The organism is Acidisoma sp. 7E03, assembly GCF_054665075.1.
The window spans coordinates 469,911-487,686 of the sequence record NZ_BAAFHE010000002.1 but is presented as its reverse complement, the minus strand read 5'-3'; the positions used below and the strand labels follow the sequence as shown (position 1 = coordinate 487,686).

At 67.8% G+C, this 17,776-nt stretch carries 18 protein-coding genes; 9 read left to right on the top strand and 9 right to left on the bottom strand.

Translation table 11 applies throughout. The features are described from left to right. Positions 1-102 precede the first annotated feature (102 nt). The gene (locus ACYQ6W_RS05170; RefSeq protein WP_459673967.1) at positions 103-2,349 is read right to left on the bottom strand and encodes a primosomal protein N'; all 2,247 of its coding nucleotides are present in this window, start codon (positions 2,347-2,349) and stop codon (positions 103-105) included. A gap of 68 nt (positions 2,350-2,417) precedes the next feature. On the opposite strand from ACYQ6W_RS05170, the gene ACYQ6W_RS05165 reads away from it, so the two are divergent. The 3 genes from ACYQ6W_RS05165 to ACYQ6W_RS05155 all read left to right on the top strand — a co-directional run bounded on the left by ACYQ6W_RS05165 (position 2,418) and on the right by ACYQ6W_RS05155 (position 4,550). Further along, positions 2,418-3,329 carry a tyrosine recombinase XerC gene (locus tag ACYQ6W_RS05165; RefSeq protein ID WP_459673965.1) on the top strand — a complete coding sequence of 304 codons (912 nt, stop codon included), beginning with the start codon at positions 2,418-2,420 and terminating at the stop codon, positions 3,327-3,329. A gap of 30 nt (positions 3,330-3,359) precedes the next feature. Then, a complete protein-coding gene (locus ACYQ6W_RS05160; protein WP_459673963.1) occupies positions 3,360-4,298 on the top strand; it encodes a bifunctional riboflavin kinase/FAD synthetase in 939 nt (312 codons plus the stop codon). An 87-nt stretch (positions 4,299-4,385) separates the two neighbouring features. After that, the gene (locus ACYQ6W_RS05155; RefSeq protein ID WP_459673961.1) at positions 4,386-4,550 is read left to right on the top strand and encodes a hypothetical protein; all 165 of its coding nucleotides are present in this window, start codon (positions 4,386-4,388) and stop codon (positions 4,548-4,550) included. A gap of 39 nt (positions 4,551-4,589) precedes the next feature. On the opposite strand, the gene ACYQ6W_RS05150 is transcribed toward ACYQ6W_RS05155, so the two are convergent. After that, positions 4,590-6,062 carry an AMP nucleosidase gene (locus ACYQ6W_RS05150; protein WP_459673960.1) on the bottom strand — a complete coding sequence of 491 codons (1,473 nt, stop codon included), beginning with the start codon at positions 6,060-6,062 and terminating at the stop codon, positions 4,590-4,592. Between the two features lie 155 nt (positions 6,063-6,217). On the opposite strand from ACYQ6W_RS05150, the gene ACYQ6W_RS05145 reads away from it, so the two are divergent. Together ACYQ6W_RS05145 and cls are read left to right on the top strand one after the other, a co-directional pair. Further along, a complete protein-coding gene (locus tag ACYQ6W_RS05145; protein ID WP_459673959.1) occupies positions 6,218-6,979 on the top strand; it encodes a DUF4410 domain-containing protein in 762 nt (253 codons plus the stop codon). Positions 6,980-7,017: 38 nt separating this feature from the next. Continuing rightward, complete coding sequence (cls, locus tag ACYQ6W_RS05140) at positions 7,018-8,442, top strand: cardiolipin synthase (protein WP_459673958.1); 1,425 nt, start codon at positions 7,018-7,020, stop codon at positions 8,440-8,442. 62 nt (positions 8,443-8,504) lie between these two features. Here the strand turns inward: cls and ACYQ6W_RS05135 are convergent, their stop codons facing one another. The 6 genes from ACYQ6W_RS05135 to uraD form a co-directional block, all read right to left on the bottom strand. Then, the gene (locus ACYQ6W_RS05135) at positions 8,505-9,026 is read right to left on the bottom strand and encodes a F0F1 ATP synthase subunit B family protein (protein ID WP_459673957.1); all 522 of its coding nucleotides are present in this window, start codon (positions 9,024-9,026) and stop codon (positions 8,505-8,507) included. Positions 9,027-9,040: 14 nt separating this feature from the next. Next, entirely contained in the window at positions 9,041-9,634 is a 594-nt protein-coding gene (locus ACYQ6W_RS05130; RefSeq protein WP_459673956.1) for a F0F1 ATP synthase subunit B family protein, read from the bottom strand. Positions 9,635-9,659: 25 nt separating this feature from the next. Continuing rightward, positions 9,660-9,893, bottom strand: a complete 234-nt coding sequence (locus tag ACYQ6W_RS05125; RefSeq protein WP_325354058.1) for an ATP synthase subunit C family protein — start codon at positions 9,891-9,893, stop codon at positions 9,660-9,662. A gap of 27 nt (positions 9,894-9,920) precedes the next feature. Next, on the bottom strand, positions 9,921-10,673 hold the full coding sequence (locus ACYQ6W_RS05120; protein ID WP_459673955.1) for a F0F1 ATP synthase subunit A: 753 nt from the start codon (positions 10,671-10,673) through the stop codon (positions 9,921-9,923). Between the two features lie 21 nt (positions 10,674-10,694). Continuing rightward, a complete protein-coding gene (locus ACYQ6W_RS05115) occupies positions 10,695-11,000 on the bottom strand; it encodes an AtpZ/AtpI family protein (RefSeq protein WP_459673954.1) in 306 nt (101 codons plus the stop codon). Between the two features lie 149 nt (positions 11,001-11,149). Beyond that, positions 11,150-12,028, bottom strand: a complete 879-nt coding sequence (gene uraD, locus ACYQ6W_RS05110) for a 2-oxo-4-hydroxy-4-carboxy-5-ureidoimidazoline decarboxylase (protein ID WP_459673953.1) — start codon at positions 12,026-12,028, stop codon at positions 11,150-11,152. A 234-nt stretch (positions 12,029-12,262) separates the two neighbouring features. On the opposite strand from uraD, the gene ACYQ6W_RS05105 reads away from it, so the two are divergent. From ACYQ6W_RS05105 to ACYQ6W_RS05090, 4 genes are all read left to right on the top strand, one after another. Beyond that, the gene (locus ACYQ6W_RS05105) at positions 12,263-13,363 is read left to right on the top strand and encodes a substrate-binding domain-containing protein (RefSeq protein WP_459673952.1); all 1,101 of its coding nucleotides are present in this window, start codon (positions 12,263-12,265) and stop codon (positions 13,361-13,363) included. An 80-nt stretch (positions 13,364-13,443) separates the two neighbouring features. Then, on the top strand, positions 13,444-14,463 hold the full coding sequence (locus ACYQ6W_RS05100) for an ABC transporter permease (protein ID WP_459673951.1): 1,020 nt from the start codon (positions 13,444-13,446) through the stop codon (positions 14,461-14,463). Then, on the top strand, positions 14,460-15,266 hold the full coding sequence (locus ACYQ6W_RS05095; protein ID WP_459673949.1) for an ATP-binding cassette domain-containing protein: 807 nt from the start codon (positions 14,460-14,462) through the stop codon (positions 15,264-15,266). Before ACYQ6W_RS05100 ends, ACYQ6W_RS05095 begins: the two co-directional genes overlap by 4 nt. Before the next feature lie 179 nt (positions 15,267-15,445). Further along, positions 15,446-16,009 carry a NifU family protein gene (locus ACYQ6W_RS05090; RefSeq protein ID WP_459673948.1) on the top strand — a complete coding sequence of 188 codons (564 nt, stop codon included), beginning with the start codon at positions 15,446-15,448 and terminating at the stop codon, positions 16,007-16,009. Positions 16,010-16,039: 30 nt separating this feature from the next. On the opposite strand, the gene ACYQ6W_RS05085 is transcribed toward ACYQ6W_RS05090, so the two are convergent. Continuing rightward, the gene (locus ACYQ6W_RS05085) at positions 16,040-17,728 is read right to left on the bottom strand and encodes a glycosyltransferase family 39 protein (RefSeq protein WP_459673947.1); all 1,689 of its coding nucleotides are present in this window, start codon (positions 17,726-17,728) and stop codon (positions 16,040-16,042) included. Positions 17,729-17,776 lie beyond the last annotated feature (48 nt).

Below are 17,776 nucleotides of genomic sequence, written 5' to 3'. Positions count from 1 at the left end.
GAACTATCATAGGGGTTGCGTCGAAGCAACGGAGGTTCGGTGGCTTTTGCACCTTCTGCATGGGTCGACCTCACGATTTTGACCGGCGGCCCGCCCCGGCCGTTACATGAAGCTGACCGGATCGACATCGATATCAACACGCACGCCGCGTGGAACCGCCACCTCCGCGAGCCAGGCGCGGAGAATCGGCTGCACCGCGATGTCCCGCCGGGTGCGGAGCAGCAGGCGGCGCCGGTGCCGGCCGCGCAGCATGGCGAGCGGAGCGGGCGCCGGCCCTAGAACCTCGATCCCTTCGCCCTGCGGCGCCGCGCGGCCGAGTGCGGCCGCCGTCCGCTCGGTCTCCGCCAGATCCTCGCCGAAGACGATCAGGGCCGCCAAGCGGCCAAAGGGCGGCCAGTGGCCCGGCCGGCGGTTGTCGGCTTCCGCCTCCATGAAGGCCGCGATGTCGCCCGAGACGAGGGCCTGCAGCACGGGATGCTCGGGCGAGAAGCTTTGCAGCAGGACATGGCCCGGCGCTTCCGCGCGGCCGGCACGGCCGGCAACCTGATGCAGCAGTTGCAGCGTGCGTTCGCCCGCGCGCAAATCCCCGCCCGCGAGGCCGAGATCGGCGTCGATCACGCCCACCAGCGTCAGATGCGGGAAGTGCCAGCCCTTGGCGACGATCTGCGTGCCGATCACGAGATCGACGGCGCGGTCCATGATCTTCTGCGCGGCATGCGCCGCGGCCTCGGGCCCGGCGATGGTGTCGCTCGCCATCACCAGGCGCCGCGCCTCGGGGAAAAGCGCGGTCGCCTCTTCGGTGATCCGCTCCACGCCGGGGCCGACCGCCGTCAGGCTGTCCTCCGTCTCGCAAGCCGGGCAAGCCTCCGGCACGGGCGCCACGTGGCCGCAGTGGTGACATTGCAGGATGCGCTTGCGGCGATGCTCCACCAGCCAGGCGGTGCAATGCGGGCAGGCGAAACGATGCCCGCAATGGCGGCAGAGGGTGAGCGGCGCGTAGCCGCGCCGGTTGAGGAAGAGCATCGCCTGCTCGCCCCGCGCCAGCGTCTCGGTGATGGCCTGGACCAAGGGGGGCGCGATGAACTTGCCGCGCTCCGGCGAATGCAGGCGCAGGTCGATGGCCGCGACCTGCGGCAGCGCTGCCCCACCATGGCGGGCGGAGAGGACGAGCTTGCCGTAGCGCCCGGCCTCGGCATTGGTCAGGGTCTCGAGGCTCGGCGTCGCCGAGACCAGGGCGATGGGCAGGCTCTCCAGCCGGGCACGGACCACCGCCATGTCCCGCGCGTGATAGATCACCCCCTCCTCCTGCTTGAAGGCGCTCTCATGCTCCTCGTCCACGATGATAAGGCCGAGATCGGCGAAGGGGAGAAAGAGCGCCGAGCGCGCGCCGACGACGACCAGGGCCTCCCCGGCGGCGACCGCGCGCCAGGTGCGGCGGCGCAGCCCAGGCGAGAGTTCCGAATGCCAGACGGCGGGGGGCACCCCGAAGCGCCGCGCGAAGCGTTCCAGCCACTGGGCGGAGAGGGCGATTTCGGGCAGCAGGATGAGGCTCTGGCGGCCTTCGCGGATCGCTTCGGCAACCGCTTCCAGATAGGTCTCGGTCTTGCCGGAGCCGGTGACGCCTTCGAGCAGCGTGACGGCGAACTGCCGCGCCCGCACCCCCGCGACGAGCGCCGCCGCCGCCGCCGCCTGATCCGCGGACAACTGCGGCGCGCCGTAATGATCGGGGTCGGGTCGCGCGAAATCGGCTTTCGGAGCGAGGGTCTCCGCCCGCAGCCAGCCGCGCTCCGCCATGGCGCGGATGACGGCGGCGCCGACCCCCGCTTCGGTCGCGAGATCGCCGGCGCTTCGCGCCCGGCCGTCGGCCAGCACCTCCAGCACGCGGAGGCGGGCGGGCGTACGCTCCCGCCCCTCGGGCCCGCTCTCACCCAGGCGAAATCCCTGCTGGACGCGCGGCGCCGGCGCCGCGAGCAGCGGCGTGCGGATCGCCATGGCCAGCACCTCGCCTGGGGGCGACAGCGTATAGTTCGCCACCCAATCGACGAGCCGGCGCAGACCGGGCTGGAGGCGGGGCAGATCGGGCACCGGCTGCGCGACCTTCAGACGGCCGAGCGGCAGGGTGGAGGAGGCCGGTGCGTCCCAGACCACGCCATGCAGCATGCGGCCGTGCAGGGGCGCCTCGACGATGGTACCGGGTTCGGCCGCCACACCCGGCGGCAGCCGATAGTCGAGCACGCCCGCCAGCGGCACCGGCAGCAGCACGGAGACGCGCGCCCCCTTCCCGCCCAGCGCCGGCGCGCCAGGGTCCTCCGCCGATCCGCCTCTCAGATCCAGCTCGGTCTCGTCCATGCTTCGCCCCTCGCACAGCGCGGCGCCGAGGGCTAGAGGTAAGCGACGCAGGGAGAGCGGAGACGGGAATGCAGGCCGAGGCGCTGCGGCAGGAATGGCTCGGCTGGCTGGGGGGAGAGCGGCGCGCGGCCAAGCTGACGCTCGAAACCTATGGGCCGGATGTCGCGGGCTTTCTCGGCTTCCTCACCCGCCATCTCGGCGCCGAACCCGATGCGGCGGCGCTCGCCGCCCTCACCGCCGCCGATTTTCGCGCCTGGCTCGCCGAGGAAGCGGCCGCGGGCCGCGGCAATGCGACGCGCGCCAAGAAGCTCGCCGCCGTGCGCGCCTTCCTGCGCTATGTCGAGCGCACCCACGGCATCGCCAATGCGGCGATCAGCCTCGTCGCGACCCCGCGCGCCCGCAAGCCGGCGCCCCGCGCCCTGAGTGTCGAAGCCGCCCAGGCCGTCGCCGTCGAGATCGGCGAAATCTCGGACCAGGCGGCGATCCAGGCGCGCGACACCGCCCTCTTCACCCTGCTCTATGGCTGCGGCCTGCGCATTTCCGAGGCTCTCGGGCTGAACCGCGCCGATGCGCCGCTGCCCGGCAGCGATGCGCCGCTGCGGGTGACGGGCAAGGGCGGCAAGACGCGCATCGTCCCCGTCCTCGGCATCGCGCGCCAGCTGATGGCGCGCTGGATCGCCCTGCACTGGCAGCCGGAACCGGACGCGCCCCTCTTCCTCGGCGCGCGCGGCAAACGGCTGGACCCCGCCATCGCGCAGAAGGCACTGCGCGACTTCCGGCGCCTGAACGGCTTGCCGGAACACGCGACGCCGCATGCGCTGCGCCATTCCTTCGCGACCCATCTGCTGGCTCAGGGCGCCGACCTGCGGGCGATCCAGGAACTGCTCGGCCATGCCAGCCTCTCGACCACCCAGCGCTACACGGCGGTGGACACCGCCCAGCTGATGGAGACCTGGCGCCGTGCCCACCCCCGCGCTTGACAGGGCCGCCTCATGCGGCAAGTCGGAGCCATGAGCATTCAGATCATCGAAGCCGACGACCCGGTCCCCCCCGAGGCGCGGGGCGCGACCGTCGCCCTCGGCAATTTCGACGGCGTCCACCTCGGCCACGCGGCCGTCGTGCGCACCGCCCATGCGGCCCGGCCGGGCGCGCCCCTCGCCGTGCTCACCTTCGAGCCCCATCCCCGCGAATTCTTCCGCCCCGACGACCCGCCCTTTCGGCTGACGCTGCTGACCGAGAAGGCGGCGGCGCTCGGCGACCTACAGGTCGGCTTTCTCTTCGTGCTGCGCTTCGACCATGCCTTCAGCCAGCAGCCCGCCGAACACTTCGTGCATGGCGTGCTGCATCAGCGGCTGGGGGCGAGCCACCTCGTCTGTGGGGCCGATTTCGCCTTCGGCCATCGGCGCGGCGGCGACGTGAGCTTTCTCGCGACGCAGGCGGAGGCGCTCGGCATCGGCCTATCCATCGCCCCGGCGCTCGCCGATACCTCCGGGCCGATTTCCTCGAGCCGCATCCGCCGGCTGCTGCAGGACGGCTATCCCGAACGGGCCAATGCCCTGCTCGGGCGCCCCTGGACGATCCGCGGCACGGTCGCCCATGGCGACAAGCGGGGGCGGACCATCGGCTTCCCGACGGCAAACCTGCCGCTCGGCCGGCATCTGGAACCGGCCCGGGGCGTCTATGCGGTGACGGTGCGTCTGCCCGACGGCAGCCTGCGGCGCGGCGTTGCGAACATCGGCCTGCGTCCGACCGTCTCCGACGCGGTGGAAAGCCGGCTCGAGGTCAATCTCTTCGACTTTGACGGCGATCTGTATGACCAGGAGATCGGCGTCGCGCTCCACAGCTTCATCCGGGGCGAGCAGAAATTCCCGAGCTTTGACGCGCTGCGCCAGCAGATCGTGACGGACGCGGAGGTCGCCCGGCAGCTCCTGGCCGGTTATCCTTTGTAACAGAAGACCTTGTTTCCGTCAGGTTTCGGCCCTGGCCCGGCCGGGGCCCCTCCCCATCTTCCTAACGATGACTGGGAGGTTTTCAGCATGAGCCGAACGACGCTGTTCCGCCTTGCCGCCGGTGCGCTCGTCGCGCTGTCGCTCGGTGGTTGTTACTACCCCTACGGCGGCTACGGATGGCACCATCACGGCTATTATGGTGGCCCGGGCGGCCCGCCGCCCCCGCCGCCGCCGCATTACTACTGGCGCTGATGGCGCCCGTGGGGGAGGGCATGCCCTCCCCCACCCGTTTCAGCGGAAGACCGGCTCGTCGAAGGCTCGGAGCTTCCGGGAATGCAGGGAATGGAGCTGCCCGCGCAGCAGGTCGATGGTCTCGAGACCGATCGCCAGATGCTCACCCACCGCTCGCTGATAGAAAGAGGTCGCCGCACCCGGCAACTTGATCTCGCCGTGCAGCGGCTTGTCCGAAATACAGAGCAGCGTGCCGTAGGGCACGCGCAGCCGGTAGCCCTGGGCCGCCAGCGTGCCGCTTTCCATGTCCACCGCGATGGCGCGGCTGAGGTTGATCCGCCGCCGTTCGTGCGACCAGCGAAGCTCCCAGTTGCGGTCGTCATAGGTCACGACCGTGCCGGTGCGGAGCCGCCGCTTCAGCGCATCGCCGCGGTCCCCGGTGACCCGTGCCGCCGCTTCCTGCAGCGCGAGTTGCACCTCGGCGAGGGCCGGCACCGGCACTTCCGGCGGCAGGATGTCGTCGAGAATCCGATCCCGCCGCAGATAGCCGTGGGCGAGCACGTAATCACCGATCACCTGGCTCTGCCGCAGCCCGCCGCAATGGCCGATCATCAGCCAGCAATTCGGGCGCAGCACGGCGAGATGGTCCGTGATGTTCTTCGCATTGGACGGGCCGACACCGATGTTGACGATGGTGGTGCCGCCCTGCCCGTCCGCCCGTTCCAGGCTATAGGCCGGCATCTGGAAGCTCTGCCACGGCGCGCGGGCCGCGATGGCAGCCGCCTCCTCCGCGCCCACGTCCCGCCCGATCGACACGCCGCCCGGCAGATGCAGGGCGACATAGGGCGAGCCCTCCCGCTGCAATTCGGCGAGGCCATAGCGGACGAAGCCATCCACATAGCGCTGATAGTTCGTCAGCAGAATCCAGGGCTGGAGCGTCCGCCAATTGGTGCCGGTGTAGTGCTGCAGCCGCTTGAGCGAAAAGTCCGTCCGCACCGCGTCGAAGAGGGCGAGCGGACGCGGCTGGCCCGGATCGAAATGCCACAGGCCGTCGGCCACCTCGTCCCCCACCGAGGAGAGGCGGGGCGTCGGGAAGATGCGGGCGAGTTCCGCGACCTCCACCGCGCCGTGGACGAACTCGTCGCCCCCTTCGGTGACGTAGGGGTACGGAATTTCGAGATCGCTGACATGGACGGAGAGCGAGACGCCGTAGTCGCGCACCAGCGGCTCGAGCTGTTCCAGAAGATAGCCGCGGAAGAAGCCCGGCTGGGTGATGGTCGTGGAATAGACGCCGGGGGTCTGCACCTTGGCCCAGGCCCGCGTGGTGAAGGGGGTGGGGCCGGTCGGCCGCCACGTCAGGTCGAGCCGGGGATAGCGGAAATGGCGGCGTTCCGCCGCCGTCGGGGCGATGCCCGTCTTCGCGAAGCGCGCCAGGGCCTCGCGCAGCACGCCGCAGGCGTGGTCGTAGTTGAATTCGAGGCGCGCCACCGCCTGTTCCGGAGTGAGATTCTGCGTCGCGCTGAAATCGTCCATGGCAGCCGTCCTGGAAGGAATGATGCCAGCAGGCGTTAAACCTTTAGGCGCGGCGGCACCACCCCGGGGCCGAGACCGGACGTTACCACCAGGAAAGGACATCGACGGCGAAGGCGCGCCATGGTCTGGTGGCGGACCTTCAGAAGGGTCTGATCATGAACGAAATCTTCCGCTTTTTGCCGCGCCGCGCGCGCTTCGTCCTACCGCTGGCTTTGGCCAGCCTTACCGCGCTTGCCGGCTGCGCCGGACATTCCGCCCAACAGACGGCGAATTACGTGGCCCCCCCGAGCCAGGGCGGTGCTCAGCTGCCGCGGCCGCAGACCGTCTTCGTCTATGATTTCACCGTCGATCCGACCAACATCCAGCTCGATTCGGGGATGAAGGCGAAGCTGGACGCGCTCGAAAATTCCTCGCCCGACCCCGCCGCCGCCCGGCAGGCGCTGGCCGCGGAGGTGCAGCAGGCGATCAGCGAGACCCTCATCTCGGCCGTCAACAAGATGGGGCTGCTCGCGGTCCCCGCCGGCAGCGCCACGCCCCGCCCCGGCGACGTGCTGATCGAAGGGCAGATCCTGCGGGTCGATGCCGGCAATTCCGCGCGTCGGGCGGTGATTGGCTTCGGCGCCGGCAAGAGCGCCGTCTATGGCAGCGCCTCCGTGCTGCAAATCGGCCCGGATGGCCAGGCACATCCGCTCCAGAGCTATAGCGCGGACGCCAATAGCGGCCGCACCCCGGGCCTCGCGCTGGGTGCCGCGGGGGCCGCAGCGGGTCACGTCGCCACCGCCGTCGCCGGCGCCGCCATTGGCACGGTCAAGCGGCAGCGGTCGAGCCTCGGCCAGGACGGGGTGAACCTCGCCAAGAAGGTCGCCACCAATATCGGCGCGTTCTTCGCCTCGGAGGGATGGATTGCGCCGAACTGACGCCATCTTCCGCCGAGACGTCTTAACCGCGAGCACGCATGATCGAGTGGTTTGAGTTTCTGACACGCATCAGGCCGGAGCTGGAGCTTTCCCTCGGCCTGATCATCGCCGTCGCCGTTACCATCCACGTCCTGCAGACGAAGCGGGACGTGGCCTCGGCCACCGCCTGGATCGGCCTTGCCTGGTTCGCGCCCTTCTTCGGCGGCCTCGCCTATTTCCTTCTCGGCATCAACCGGGTGCGGCGGCGTGCCCTGCGGCTGCGCGGCCCGTCCTCCAGCCGCAGCCGGCGCCGCCACGGGCGCGCGGCGGCGGAGGACCACAAGCTCTCCGCCCTGCAGCACGGCATCGGCCATATCTGCCGGCGGCCGATCGAGCCGGGCAACCGGATCGACATCCTGCATGACGGGGACGAGGCCTATCCCGCCATGCTGGCCGCGATCGACGCAGCGGAACGCAGCATCGGCCTGTCGAGCTACATCTTCCGGGCGGACGAGATCGGCGAGCGTTTCGTCACCGCGCTGGCCGCGGCGCAGCAGCGCGGTGTCGCCGTGCGCGTCATCGTGGACGGTATCGGCAGCGGCTGGCTGCGCTCCCCCGCCTATCACCGGCTGCGCGCGGCCGGGATTCCCGCCGGACGCTTCATGCATTCCTCCATGCCCTGGCGGATGCCCTTCCTGAACCTGCGCAGCCACAAGAAGATCCTGGTGGTGGATGGCCGCATCGGCTTCACCGGCGGCGTCAACATCGCCGACCAGAACATCCTCGCCAAGCAGTCGAAAGACCCGATCCAGGACACCCACTTCCGCGTGGAGGGGCCGGTGGTCGGCCAGCTCACCTATGCCTTCGCCCGCGACTGGGACTTCGTCTCGGGCGAAGAGCTGGACGGTGAGGCGTGGTTCCCCTCATTGACCCCTCAGGGAGACATCATCGGCCGCGTGCTGACGGCAGGGCCGGACGAGGATGTGGAGAAGATCGAATATGCAGTGCTGCAAGCCATCGCCTGCGCGCGGCAGAGCATCCGCGTAATGACCCCCTATTTCCTGCCGGACCAGCGGGTGATCACCGCCCTCTCCCTCGCCGCGCAGCGCGGCGTCTCCGTCGACATCGTCATTCCCCGCAAGGGCGTGCATCAGCTGCTGGACTGGGCGGTGCGGGCCAATGTCGCGCCGCTGTTGGAAAGCGGCGTGCGCATCTGGCGCTGCCCGCCGCCCTTCCGCCATTCCAAGATCATGGTGATCGAGGACGAGTGGTCCCTCATCGGCAGCAGCAACTGGGACATGCGCAGCTTCCGGCTCAATTTCGAGCTGTGCATCGAGGCCTATGACAAGGCCTTGGCCGCCGATCTGTCCAAACTGGTCACGGACAACCAGGGTAATGCCCTGACGATGCAGGAACTCGAGAGCCGGAACCTGCTGCTGCGCATGCGTGACGCCGGTGCGCGGCTCGCCCTGCCCTACCTCTGACGGCAAAAGAAAAACCCGCGGAAAGCCGCGGGTTTTTCAACATAGTCCCGGAATGAACCCTGTCAGGCGGCGCGGCGGGTGAAGGCGGCCGGCACTTCCGCGATGGCATGGTCGACGAGCTTCGCGTCCTCGGCCGGGGACAGGCCCTGGCGCAGCGCCTCGCTGGTGGCGGCGATCGCGACTTCAATGGCCGTGGTCCGCACTTCGGCGATGGCCGAAGCCCGGGCCGCATCGATGCGCTCCTGCGCCATGCGCTCGCGCGCTGCGGCACGGGCTTCCGCTTCGGCCGCGAGTTCGGCCGCGGTCCGCGCCGCTTCCTCGCGGGCGCGGTCCAGAATGTCCTTGGCCTCTTCCAAAGCCTCGGCCCGCTTCTTGCGGGCATCCCGCAGCATGGCCTCGGCTTCGGCCTTGAGGCGCGAGGCCTCGTCGAGCGACTGACGGACGGTCACGGCACGCTGGTCGAGCGCACCGAGGATCGGCGTCAGAATCTTGCGGCCGAAGAGGCCGAGGAAGATCAGCAGGGCGATGAAGACCCAGAAGGTCCCGTGGGACCAGGGGATCGACATCAGGGATTCATATTGCATCCTGGGATTCCTGCTTAGGCGAGGCCGCGGGCGGCCAGTGCATCCTCGATCCCGCGATCGAGCGTCGCCTGTGCCACGGCACCGCCCGCGAGACGCGCCATCAGCACCTGCGCCGTCTCGGCCGCGATCGGCCGGATAGCCGCCATCGCCCGGGTCCGGGCTTCGGCGATCTCGGTTTCCGCCTGTTCGAGCTTGGCGTCGAGGCGGGCCGCGAGTTCTGCAGCCTGCGTCTCGGCCTGGGCCTTGGCTTCGGCGGTCGCCTTCGCGATCTGGGCATTCGCCTCGTCACGCGCCGTGCGGATCGCCTCGTGCAGTTCGGCGACGGCCGCATCCGCCTCGACCTTTGCAGCGTGCGCGGCATCCAGGTCGCCCTGGATGCGCGTGTGCCGCTCGGCCAGGATGCCGCCGACACCGGGCAGCGCCCAGCGCGACAGGATCAGGTAGAGGACGATCATAAGGATGACCAGCCATACCACCTGGCTGCCGTTCAGCGGATTGCTGAAATCCATCTGCGGCATGTTCGAACCGGCATGGGCGGGGCCGCCCCAGAGGAGCGCCCCGAACATTGCCCCGCATGCCAGCGGAGCCGTGGTGATAAGACGGCGCATGGTCAGCTTCGTCGTCCGTCTCTGATCAGGTGAAGAGGATGACGAGCGCGATGACGAGCGCATAGAGCGCGACCGCTTCCGTCAGCGCGAAGCCGAGGAGCACGTCACGGAACATGCGGTCACGCGCGGCCGGGTTGCGGCCAACGGCGGAGACGAAGCTGCCGAAGAGATTGCCGATACCGACGCCGGCACCCGCGACGCCGATGGTGGCGAGACCCGCACCGATATCCTTGGCGAGCAGCGGAGCAGTGATATCCATAATCCTTTGTCCTTTCAGGATTTCAAGTCAGTGCATATGCACGGCGTCGTGCAGATACAGGCAGGTGAGGATCGCGAACACATAGGCCTGCAGGCAGGCGACCAGCAGTTCGAGACCAAAGAGCGCAATGTTCAGCCCGAGCGGGATGATGGAGGCGACGACGCCGAAGACGCCGAGGCCGGCGGTCAGCAGGATCATGAAGCCCGCGAAAACCTCGAGCATCACGTGGCCGGCCGTCATGTTGGCGAACAGTCGGACGGAGAGGGACACCGGGCGCGAGAGATAGGAGATGATCTCGATCGGCACCAGCATCGGCAGCATCCAGCCGGGCACGCCCGCGGGCACGAAGAACTTCAGGAAGCGGAAGCCGTGGATGTAGAAGCCCACCGCCGTCGAGAAGAGGAAGACGAAGAGCGCCATGGTGAGGGTCACCACGATGCCGCTGGTATAGGCGAAGAAGTAGGGGAACAGGCCCAGCAGGTTGCCCAGCAGGATGAAGATGAAGAGCGTGAAGACGAGCGGGAAGAACTTCCGGCCCTCCTCGCCGATCGTATCCAGGCACATCCCGTGGACGAATTCGTACAGGGTCTCGACGAGAGACTGCGTGCGGCCCGGCACGATGGCACGGCGCCGCAGGGCCAACCAGAACAGCGCAGTGATGATGGCGATCGCGGCCAGCATCATCTCGTTGGAATTGGTGAAATTGACGGCCTGCCCGATCGGGCCGAGGCCCGGGGTCAGCCGAAATTGGCCAAGCGCGTCAATCGATGGACCAGCCATGAACGTTTCCCAGTAGCCAGACTAGCGGTTGTTCCCCGGACCGACGGCCCGGAAAACGTTACGTAACCCTGCCGCCGCACCCAAGGGCACGAAGGCGATCATGAACCACGGCTGCGTGCGGAAGACCCGGTCGAGGCCCCACCCGATCACCACGGCGATGACGAGCGCCGCCACAACCTCGACACCGAGGCGCATCGCGAGGCGGATGGCATTCGCATCCGCTGCCTTCTCGCCCCTGCCCTTGCGGACCGGCCGATCGAGCCCCGCGCTGCCGCGCGCCTCAGCCAAGCGCTCCTCGAACGATTTCTCTTCGCGGCCGTCGCTCATCCTTGCCCCCAACCTCAACAGGCCCGCGCAAAACTCCTGCCGGCCCGGGGCAGACGTCTGCTACCGACCCCCCCCTTTGGTGTCAAGAAAGCAACGTCATCTTAACAGAGGTTCTTTCGCACTCAGTCGCTAGGAATCGCCCGCGCCCCTCAGCCACCGCGGTAGGTGCTGTAGCCGAAGGGCGAGAGGATCAGCGGAATATGATAATGTCCCCCGTCCGCGCGAAGGCGGAAGCGGATGGGAATCTCCTCGTAGAAACCCTCCGTGCCGAACCGGTTTTGATACGCACCTGCGGCGAAGCGCAGTTCGTACAGGCCAGGCGGGAGGGCGACGGCCCGATCGAGCGCCCAGCGCCCGGCATGATCAGTTTCGCCCGTCGCCAAGGCGACGCTAGGCGTCTCCCCCGCCACCGCGTGCAGGGTGAAGGCGAGGCCGACACCCGGGCCGCCCCGAGCCGTGTCCAGCACGTGCAGGCTGAGGCTGAGCGGCGCCTCCTCGATCAGACCGTCGAGACGGAAGCCCGCGATCTTCACCACCTCGCCCAGCGCTGCCTGCCGTTCGATCTCCGGCGGATGGCCGAGGCGCTGCCGGAGGGCGGCGAGGATCGCCCGGCGATCGCGCTGACCGCGCACGGCGATGATGAACGGAAAGCCGAAGCGCTCGAGATAGGCCGCGTTGAGCGCCGCGAACTCCTGCTCCTCCTCGCCGCTCATGCGGTCCAGCCCATGCCCCGCTTGTTCGGAAGCCGATTCGGCCGTGAGGCCGCCGCGGCGTGCGGCCGCACCACCGAGAACCGGATGCGCACGGAGGAGCGCGAGTTGCGCATCCGGCTCCGCTTCGGCAACGATCTTCGCCATGGCCACCAGCAGGGCCGCGCGCGAGGCGAAAGGCCGGGCGGAAACGACGCCCGCGACGACCCAGGGCGAATGCTCGAAAACCCCCTGAAGATGGTCCTGGAAGGCGGCCGGAGAGAGCGCATTGGCCGCGGCCAGCGACAGTTTTCCGGACTTCTCAGGGGCGGGCATCATTTGTCTTTCTCCAAGTCTTTTGTCGAGTTTTCGCCAGGGACAGGAATTTTTCGGAAGAAAGCGTTCGAACGCGCTTTCCCATAGGTCAGACCATTGACAGTGAAAAAGGGCCTGTTCAGATAGGGGCGCGCGCGCCGACCGGCGCGAGTGTGCCGCGGACCAAGCCACGACACCACAATAACGATGATCGGGCCGCCTGGCATCACAGGCGCGGCTCGATTTGGGGAGCCTTCCATGACCGAAGAAAAGGACCGCGACGCGGTCTCCGCCGACCTGGCCAATCTCTCCACGTCCGCCCTGCGCCGCCGTGGCCTGCTGACCGGCGCGACGGCCGGTGCAGCCGCCACCATGCTCGCTGGCCTCGCGAGCCAAGCGCGCGCAGCGAGCGGCGCCTTCCCCGAGCATCCGCGCTGGAAGTTCGTGTTCGTCAACCACGTGACGACGAACCCCTTCTTCGTGCCGACCCAGTATGGCATCGCCGACGCCTGCAAGATCCTCGGCTGCAGCTATCAGTGGACCGGCTCCGAGACCAGCGACGCCGGCCAGATGGTCAATGCCTTCAACGCCGCCATCGCCTCCAAGGCCGATGCCATCGCCTCCTGCCTCGTCGACCCGAAGGCCTTCAACGGCCCGACCGAAAAGGCGCTGGAAGCCGGCATCCCGGTCTTCGCCTATAACGCCGACGTGCCGCCGGGCTCCGACAACAAGCGCCTCGCCTATATTGGGCAGGATCTCTACAAGGCGGGTTACGCGATGGGCGAGCACATCGTGAGCCTGGTCGACTCCGGCAAGGTCGTCATCTTCATCGCGACCCCGGGCCAGCTCAACATCCAGCCGCGCCTCGACGGCGCCAAGGACGCGATTGCCAAGTCCGGCAAGTCCATCACGGTCGACGCCATCGCGACCGGCGCCACGCTGAACGAGGAAATCGGCAAGGTTCAGGCCTATTACCTCGGCCATCAGGACGTGAAGGGCATGTTCGCGGTCGACGGCGGCTCCACCCAGGGCGTCGCCCAGGCCATGAAGCAGTACAACCTGACCCAGAAGGGCGTGCATGGCGGCGGCTTCGACCTGCTGCCCAAGACGCTGGAAATCATCAGCGAAGGCTTCTGCGACTTCACCATCGACCAGCAGCCCTATCTGCAGGGCTTCTACACGGTGATGGAGATGTTCCTCTTCAAGGCCTCCGGCGGCCTCGTCGGCCCGGCCGACATCAACACCGGCCTGAAGTTCGTGACCAAGGAGAGCGTCGGCCCCTACCTCAAGACGAAGACTCGTTACGAGGGTAACTCCGGCGCGCCCCAAATCGTCCCGCACACCGGCCCGATCGGTTAACGAGGCACAGGCTTCCCGGCGGGTGGCGGCTTGCCGCGCCCGCCGGTCTTTCCTGCGCCCCTTGTCACACTGGAACCACCGTGAGCGCACATACCCAGAAACCAGCGCAGGCCAATGCAAGTGCCCCCCGTCCGCATATCGGCACCCGCAGCCTGCATGGTTTCCTCAAGATCCGCGAAGCGAGCATCCTCGTCGTCGCGATCCTTCTCATCATTTACTTCGAGAGCTCGAACAGCAACTTCCTGACCCGCCCGAACCTGCAGACCCTGTCTCAGTTCGTCGCGGCGCCGGTGATCATCGCCTGCGGCGAAATCATGCTGCTGATCTGCGGCGAGATCGATCTCTCGGCCGGCATGACCTTCGCGCTCGCGCCCTTCCTCATGTATTTCGCGCATGAGGCCGGACTTCCGCTGATCATCTGCCTGCCCCTCGCCCTCATCGGCGTCGGCCTGGTCGGCCTCTTCAATGGCGTCGTCTCCGTCAAGCTGCGTGTCCCCTCCTTCGTGACGACGCTCGGCACCATGTTCCTGATCAACGGCTTCACCCTCACCGTCTCGCGCGGCTTCCCGGTGGATACGCCGACCGACGGGCTCTTCACCTTCCTGATGGGCAACCAGGGCTTCGCCGAAATCATCTGGGCGGTCGTCATCGTCCTCGTCATGCACGGCATGCTGCGCAACACGCGCTGGGGCCTGCATACGGTCGCCGTCGGCGGCAACCTGATCGGCTCGGCCGAATCGGGCATTCACGTCGCCAAAATCAAGATCGGCAACTTCGTTCTGACCGCGATGCTCGCGGGCCTCGCCGGCATTCTGGAAGCCTCGCGCATCGGCTCGACCGATCCGCTGGCGGGCGGCGCCAACATGATGTTCCTGGCGGTTGCCGCGGCCGTCATCGGCGGCACCTCCCTGATGGGCGGTTCGGGCACCATCATCGGCGGCCTTTTCGGTGGCCTCGTGCTCGGCGTGCTGCAGGACGGCTTCACCATCAACGGCATCAACGCCTTCACCTTCAACATCATCATCGGCGCCGCGATCCTGATCGCGATGGTCTTCAACATCCACTTTGCGCGGCTGCGTACGATGGGGAAGCGGAAATGAGCCAGGCACAACACACCGCCGCCACGACCGCCCCCGCCATGATGGCCGGCGAGGCGCTCCGCGCCACCAACATCGTCAAGCGCTTCGGCGCGGTGACGGCACTGAACGGCGTCTCGCTGCACCTGAAGAAGGGCGAGATGCTGGGCATCCTGGGTGACAACGGCGCCGGCAAGTCGACGCTGATCAAGATCCTCACGGGCTATCAGGCGCCGACCAGCGGCACCCTCGCGATCAACGGCGAAGAGGTCGCCCTCAAATCCGTCGACCATGCCCGCGCGCTCGGCATCGAATGCGTCTATCAGGATCTGGCGCTGGTTCCGGGCCTGTCGATCTACCACAACATGTTCCTGAACCGGGAACCGCTGCGGCCAGGGCCCTTCCGCCTGCTGGACAACCGCGCCATGCGCCGCCGCGCCGCGGAAGCGCTGGAAGACATCGGGGTGAACATCCCGAACGTGAACGAGGAGGTCGCTATGCTCTCGGGCGGCCAGCGCCAAGCAGTGGCGATCGCCCGTGCGGTCTATTCCCAGGCGAAGATCCTGCTGCTCGACGAGCCGCTGGCTGCCATGGGTGCCCGCGAGTCCGGCCTCATCCTCGACCTCATCGACCGGCTGAAGAAGCGCGGCGACCTGTCGCTGATCATGATCGCCCACAACTACGCCCAGACGCTGGAAGTGGCCGACCGCATCATGATGTTCCAGCATGGCGAGGTGACCTTCGAGCGGGCCTCCGCCGAAACCTCGGTGCCGGAGCTGCTCGACGTCGTGCGGCGCAACTACAAGGTGGTGCGCGGCGGGGCTTGAGCCCCTCCCTCCTTCCCATTTCGCGACTTTCGATGGCGGCCTCCGGCCGCCATTTTTTTGTCCGCCGACCAGGCATGCCCTTTCCCGGAGCGCAACCCTGGCCCGGGGGGCTTTCAGATTACAGGACCGCTCTCGTCCTGTATAAGAGCGGCATCCCGAGCGAAAACAGGCCAGAATTCATGTTCATCGAGACTGAAGGCACCCCCAATCCGGCCACCCTGAAGTTCCTGCCCGGCCGGGACGTGATGGGCCAGGGCACGGCCGATTTCGCGGGCCCGGAGGCCGCCGCGCGCAGCCCGCTCGCCAGCGCCATCTTTTCCCTACCCGGCGTTTCCCGCGTTTTCTTCGGGCACGATTTCATCACCGTGACCAAGAGCGAGGCCGAGGACTGGGCGGAGCTGAAACCGCAGGTGCTGGGCACGCTGATGGACCACTTCGTCTCCGGCCGGCCCATCGTGGACGCCTCGGAAGCGACGGTCGCGGCCGAGGATATCTCTCCGGAAGATCAGGAGATCGTCGACCAGATCAAGGAGCTGCTGGACACCCGCGTGCGTCCGGCGGTGGCCGGCGACGGTGGCGATATCGTCTTCCACGGCTATCGCGACGGCGTCGTGAAGCTGCACATGCAGGGCGCCTGCAGCGGCTGCCCCTCCTCCCGCGCCACGCTCAAGCACGGCATCGAGAACATGCTGCGGCACTATGTGCCGGAAGTGGTGGCGGTGGAGCAGGTGGAGGAGGTCTGAGACCTCCCTCCCCCTGTACAGACGCCCGGCTTATTGCAGGGCGAGAGCGCGACAACCGGCAGGGACCTCCTTGCCGGTTTTTTCATGCACGGCGGCGAGGCAATCCCCCGCCGACGCGGTCGTCAGAATGGGCGCAGGCTGTGGCGGCTTGGCATAGAGCTTCATATGGATCAGGTCGCCGACTTCGACATCGGCCACCGGCGTGCCCAGCGGCTTCACGATGCGGGCGAAGTTCGGCACCGAGGTGCGGTCCGCCTGGCCGACACGACCGAAGAGCACCCAGACCCGGCCGCCATCCTGAAGGTGGCGCGCGGCGGTGAAGACATCCGTCGTCCAGTTCGAGGCGGGGATGACCTCGCCCCGGCGGTCGAGGAAGAAGTTCATCATATAAACCGGCAGTTCGTCCGAGATCAGCACGACGTCGCCGGGCTGCATCTCATGCGTCAGAACCCGGGCCGCGAGATCCCAGCGCGGCTTCGTCTCTGCCTTGTAGTAGGGCAGGAGATTGGCGACTGCGAGCAGCAGCACCGCGGCGACGGCGCCGTTGCGGAAACGCTGCGGCAGGGCATTCACCCCGAGGCCGACGAAGACGAGGAAGGGCACCGTGCTCCACAGCAGGTAGCGCGGCATCCAGAGCGGCTTGACGATGGAGATCAGCAGAATGAGGGCGGGCGGAACGGCCGCGGCGACGACGAGGGCCGGCATCAGCGCGCGCGCGCGGGCGCCGGGCCGCGCCGCCGTCCGCAGCTGGCGGAGATAGAGCAGGCCAAGCACGCCGAGTACCACGACGAGCAGCCCGAAGCCGGGCACCGCAGCCGGGAAGGTGTGGAAGTTGATCAGCCGCGTGACCCGCATCAGGTAGAGCGAACCCAGCACGGAGAGGAAGCTGTGCCAGGTGATCTGCGGCACCCAGTTGGTGGCGTTGGTCATCTTGCCATGGGTGAAGACGTCCATGGCGGCGAACCAAGGCAGGGTCGCGAGCAGCACGAGGGCCTGCGCCACCAGCCAGCGGCGCAGGAAGCGGCCGCGATCCATCTCCCGCTCCCGCAGAAGGATCACGAGCGCGCCGACATTGGCCGAGATCAGCCAGAAGAAGCCGGTGCTGAGGACATTGAGGCTGGCTGCCGTGCCGAGTGTGTAGATGACCCAAGGGGCGTGACGTGCGGCAGGATCGCGCCAGGGCAGGCTCGCTCCCCGCGGGTCTTGCGCAATGCGCACGAAGCCCAGCAGGCCGATCGCCATCATGAGAATGACGAAGGTGTAGGAGCGTGCTTCCTGGCCGTACTGCACCTGCAGGGGCGAGAGGGCGAGCAGCATGCCGGCGACGAGCCCGGCGCGCGTGCCGCCCAAGGCGCGCCCGATGAAGAAGAGAACGCCGCAGGAGGCCGCCCCGAAGACGGCCGAGGGCAGGCGCAAAAAATACTCGGACATCTCGCCGAGACGACCGAAGGCGCCGACGAGGGCGAAATAGGAGGGCAGGTGATGGTTCGCGAGGGAATCGGCCACCATGTCCCAGAAGGGCAGGCTGGCCCTGTGCACCGTCGTCACCTCATCGAGCCAGAAGGGCATGGCGTCGATGTCATAGAGACGGGCGACAAAGCCGATCATGCAGACGATGAGCGCGAGCGCCAGGGCTATGCGTGGTTCCGGCTGCGCCTGCGCCCATGCCTTCAGCCGGTGGAGAGAAGACTCATCTGAGCGAGGCGATACGGTGGACATGGTCTCTCCGAAGCCGGCAAGCGTTATAATCGCTCACTCTGCCCAAGA

Bases quoted from the DNA above. Each gene is read 5' to 3' on its own strand.
- ACYQ6W_RS05160 (WP_459673963.1), top strand. From the start codon at position 3,360: ATGAGCATTCAGATCATCGAAGCCGACGACCCGGTCCCCCCCGAGGCG.
- cls (WP_459673958.1), top strand. From the start codon at position 7,018: ATGATCGAGTGGTTTGAGTTTCTGACACGCATCAGGCCGGAGCTGGAG.
- ACYQ6W_RS05090 (WP_459673948.1), top strand. From the start codon at position 15,446: ATGTTCATCGAGACTGAAGGCACCCCCAATCCGGCCACCCTGAAGTTC.
- ACYQ6W_RS05145 (WP_459673959.1), top strand. From the start codon at position 6,218: ATGAACGAAATCTTCCGCTTTTTGCCGCGCCGCGCGCGCTTCGTCCTA.
- ACYQ6W_RS05095 (WP_459673949.1), top strand. From the start codon at position 14,460: ATGAGCCAGGCACAACACACCGCCGCCACGACCGCCCCCGCCATGATG.
- ACYQ6W_RS05125 (WP_325354058.1), bottom strand. From the start codon at position 9,893: ATGGATATCACTGCTCCGCTGCTCGCCAAGGATATCGGTGCGGGTCTC.
- ACYQ6W_RS05130 (WP_459673956.1), bottom strand. From the start codon at position 9,634: ATGCGCCGTCTTATCACCACGGCTCCGCTGGCATGCGGGGCAATGTTC.
- ACYQ6W_RS05105 (WP_459673952.1), top strand. From the start codon at position 12,263: ATGACCGAAGAAAAGGACCGCGACGCGGTCTCCGCCGACCTGGCCAAT.
- ACYQ6W_RS05135 (WP_459673957.1), bottom strand. From the start codon at position 9,026: ATGCAATATGAATCCCTGATGTCGATCCCCTGGTCCCACGGGACCTTC.
- uraD (WP_459673953.1), bottom strand. From the start codon at position 12,028: ATGATGCCCGCCCCTGAGAAGTCCGGAAAACTGTCGCTGGCCGCGGCC.
- ACYQ6W_RS05155 (WP_459673961.1), top strand. From the start codon at position 4,386: ATGAGCCGAACGACGCTGTTCCGCCTTGCCGCCGGTGCGCTCGTCGCG.
- ACYQ6W_RS05170 (WP_459673967.1), bottom strand. From the start codon at position 2,349: ATGGACGAGACCGAGCTGGATCTGAGAGGCGGATCGGCGGAGGACCCT.
- ACYQ6W_RS05150 (WP_459673960.1), bottom strand. From the start codon at position 6,062: ATGGACGATTTCAGCGCGACGCAGAATCTCACTCCGGAACAGGCGGTG.
- ACYQ6W_RS05165 (WP_459673965.1), top strand. From the start codon at position 2,418: ATGCAGGCCGAGGCGCTGCGGCAGGAATGGCTCGGCTGGCTGGGGGGA.
- ACYQ6W_RS05085 (WP_459673947.1), bottom strand. From the start codon at position 17,728: ATGTCCACCGTATCGCCTCGCTCAGATGAGTCTTCTCTCCACCGGCTG.
- ACYQ6W_RS05115 (WP_459673954.1), bottom strand. From the start codon at position 11,000: ATGAGCGACGGCCGCGAAGAGAAATCGTTCGAGGAGCGCTTGGCTGAG.
- ACYQ6W_RS05120 (WP_459673955.1), bottom strand. From the start codon at position 10,673: ATGGCTGGTCCATCGATTGACGCGCTTGGCCAATTTCGGCTGACCCCG.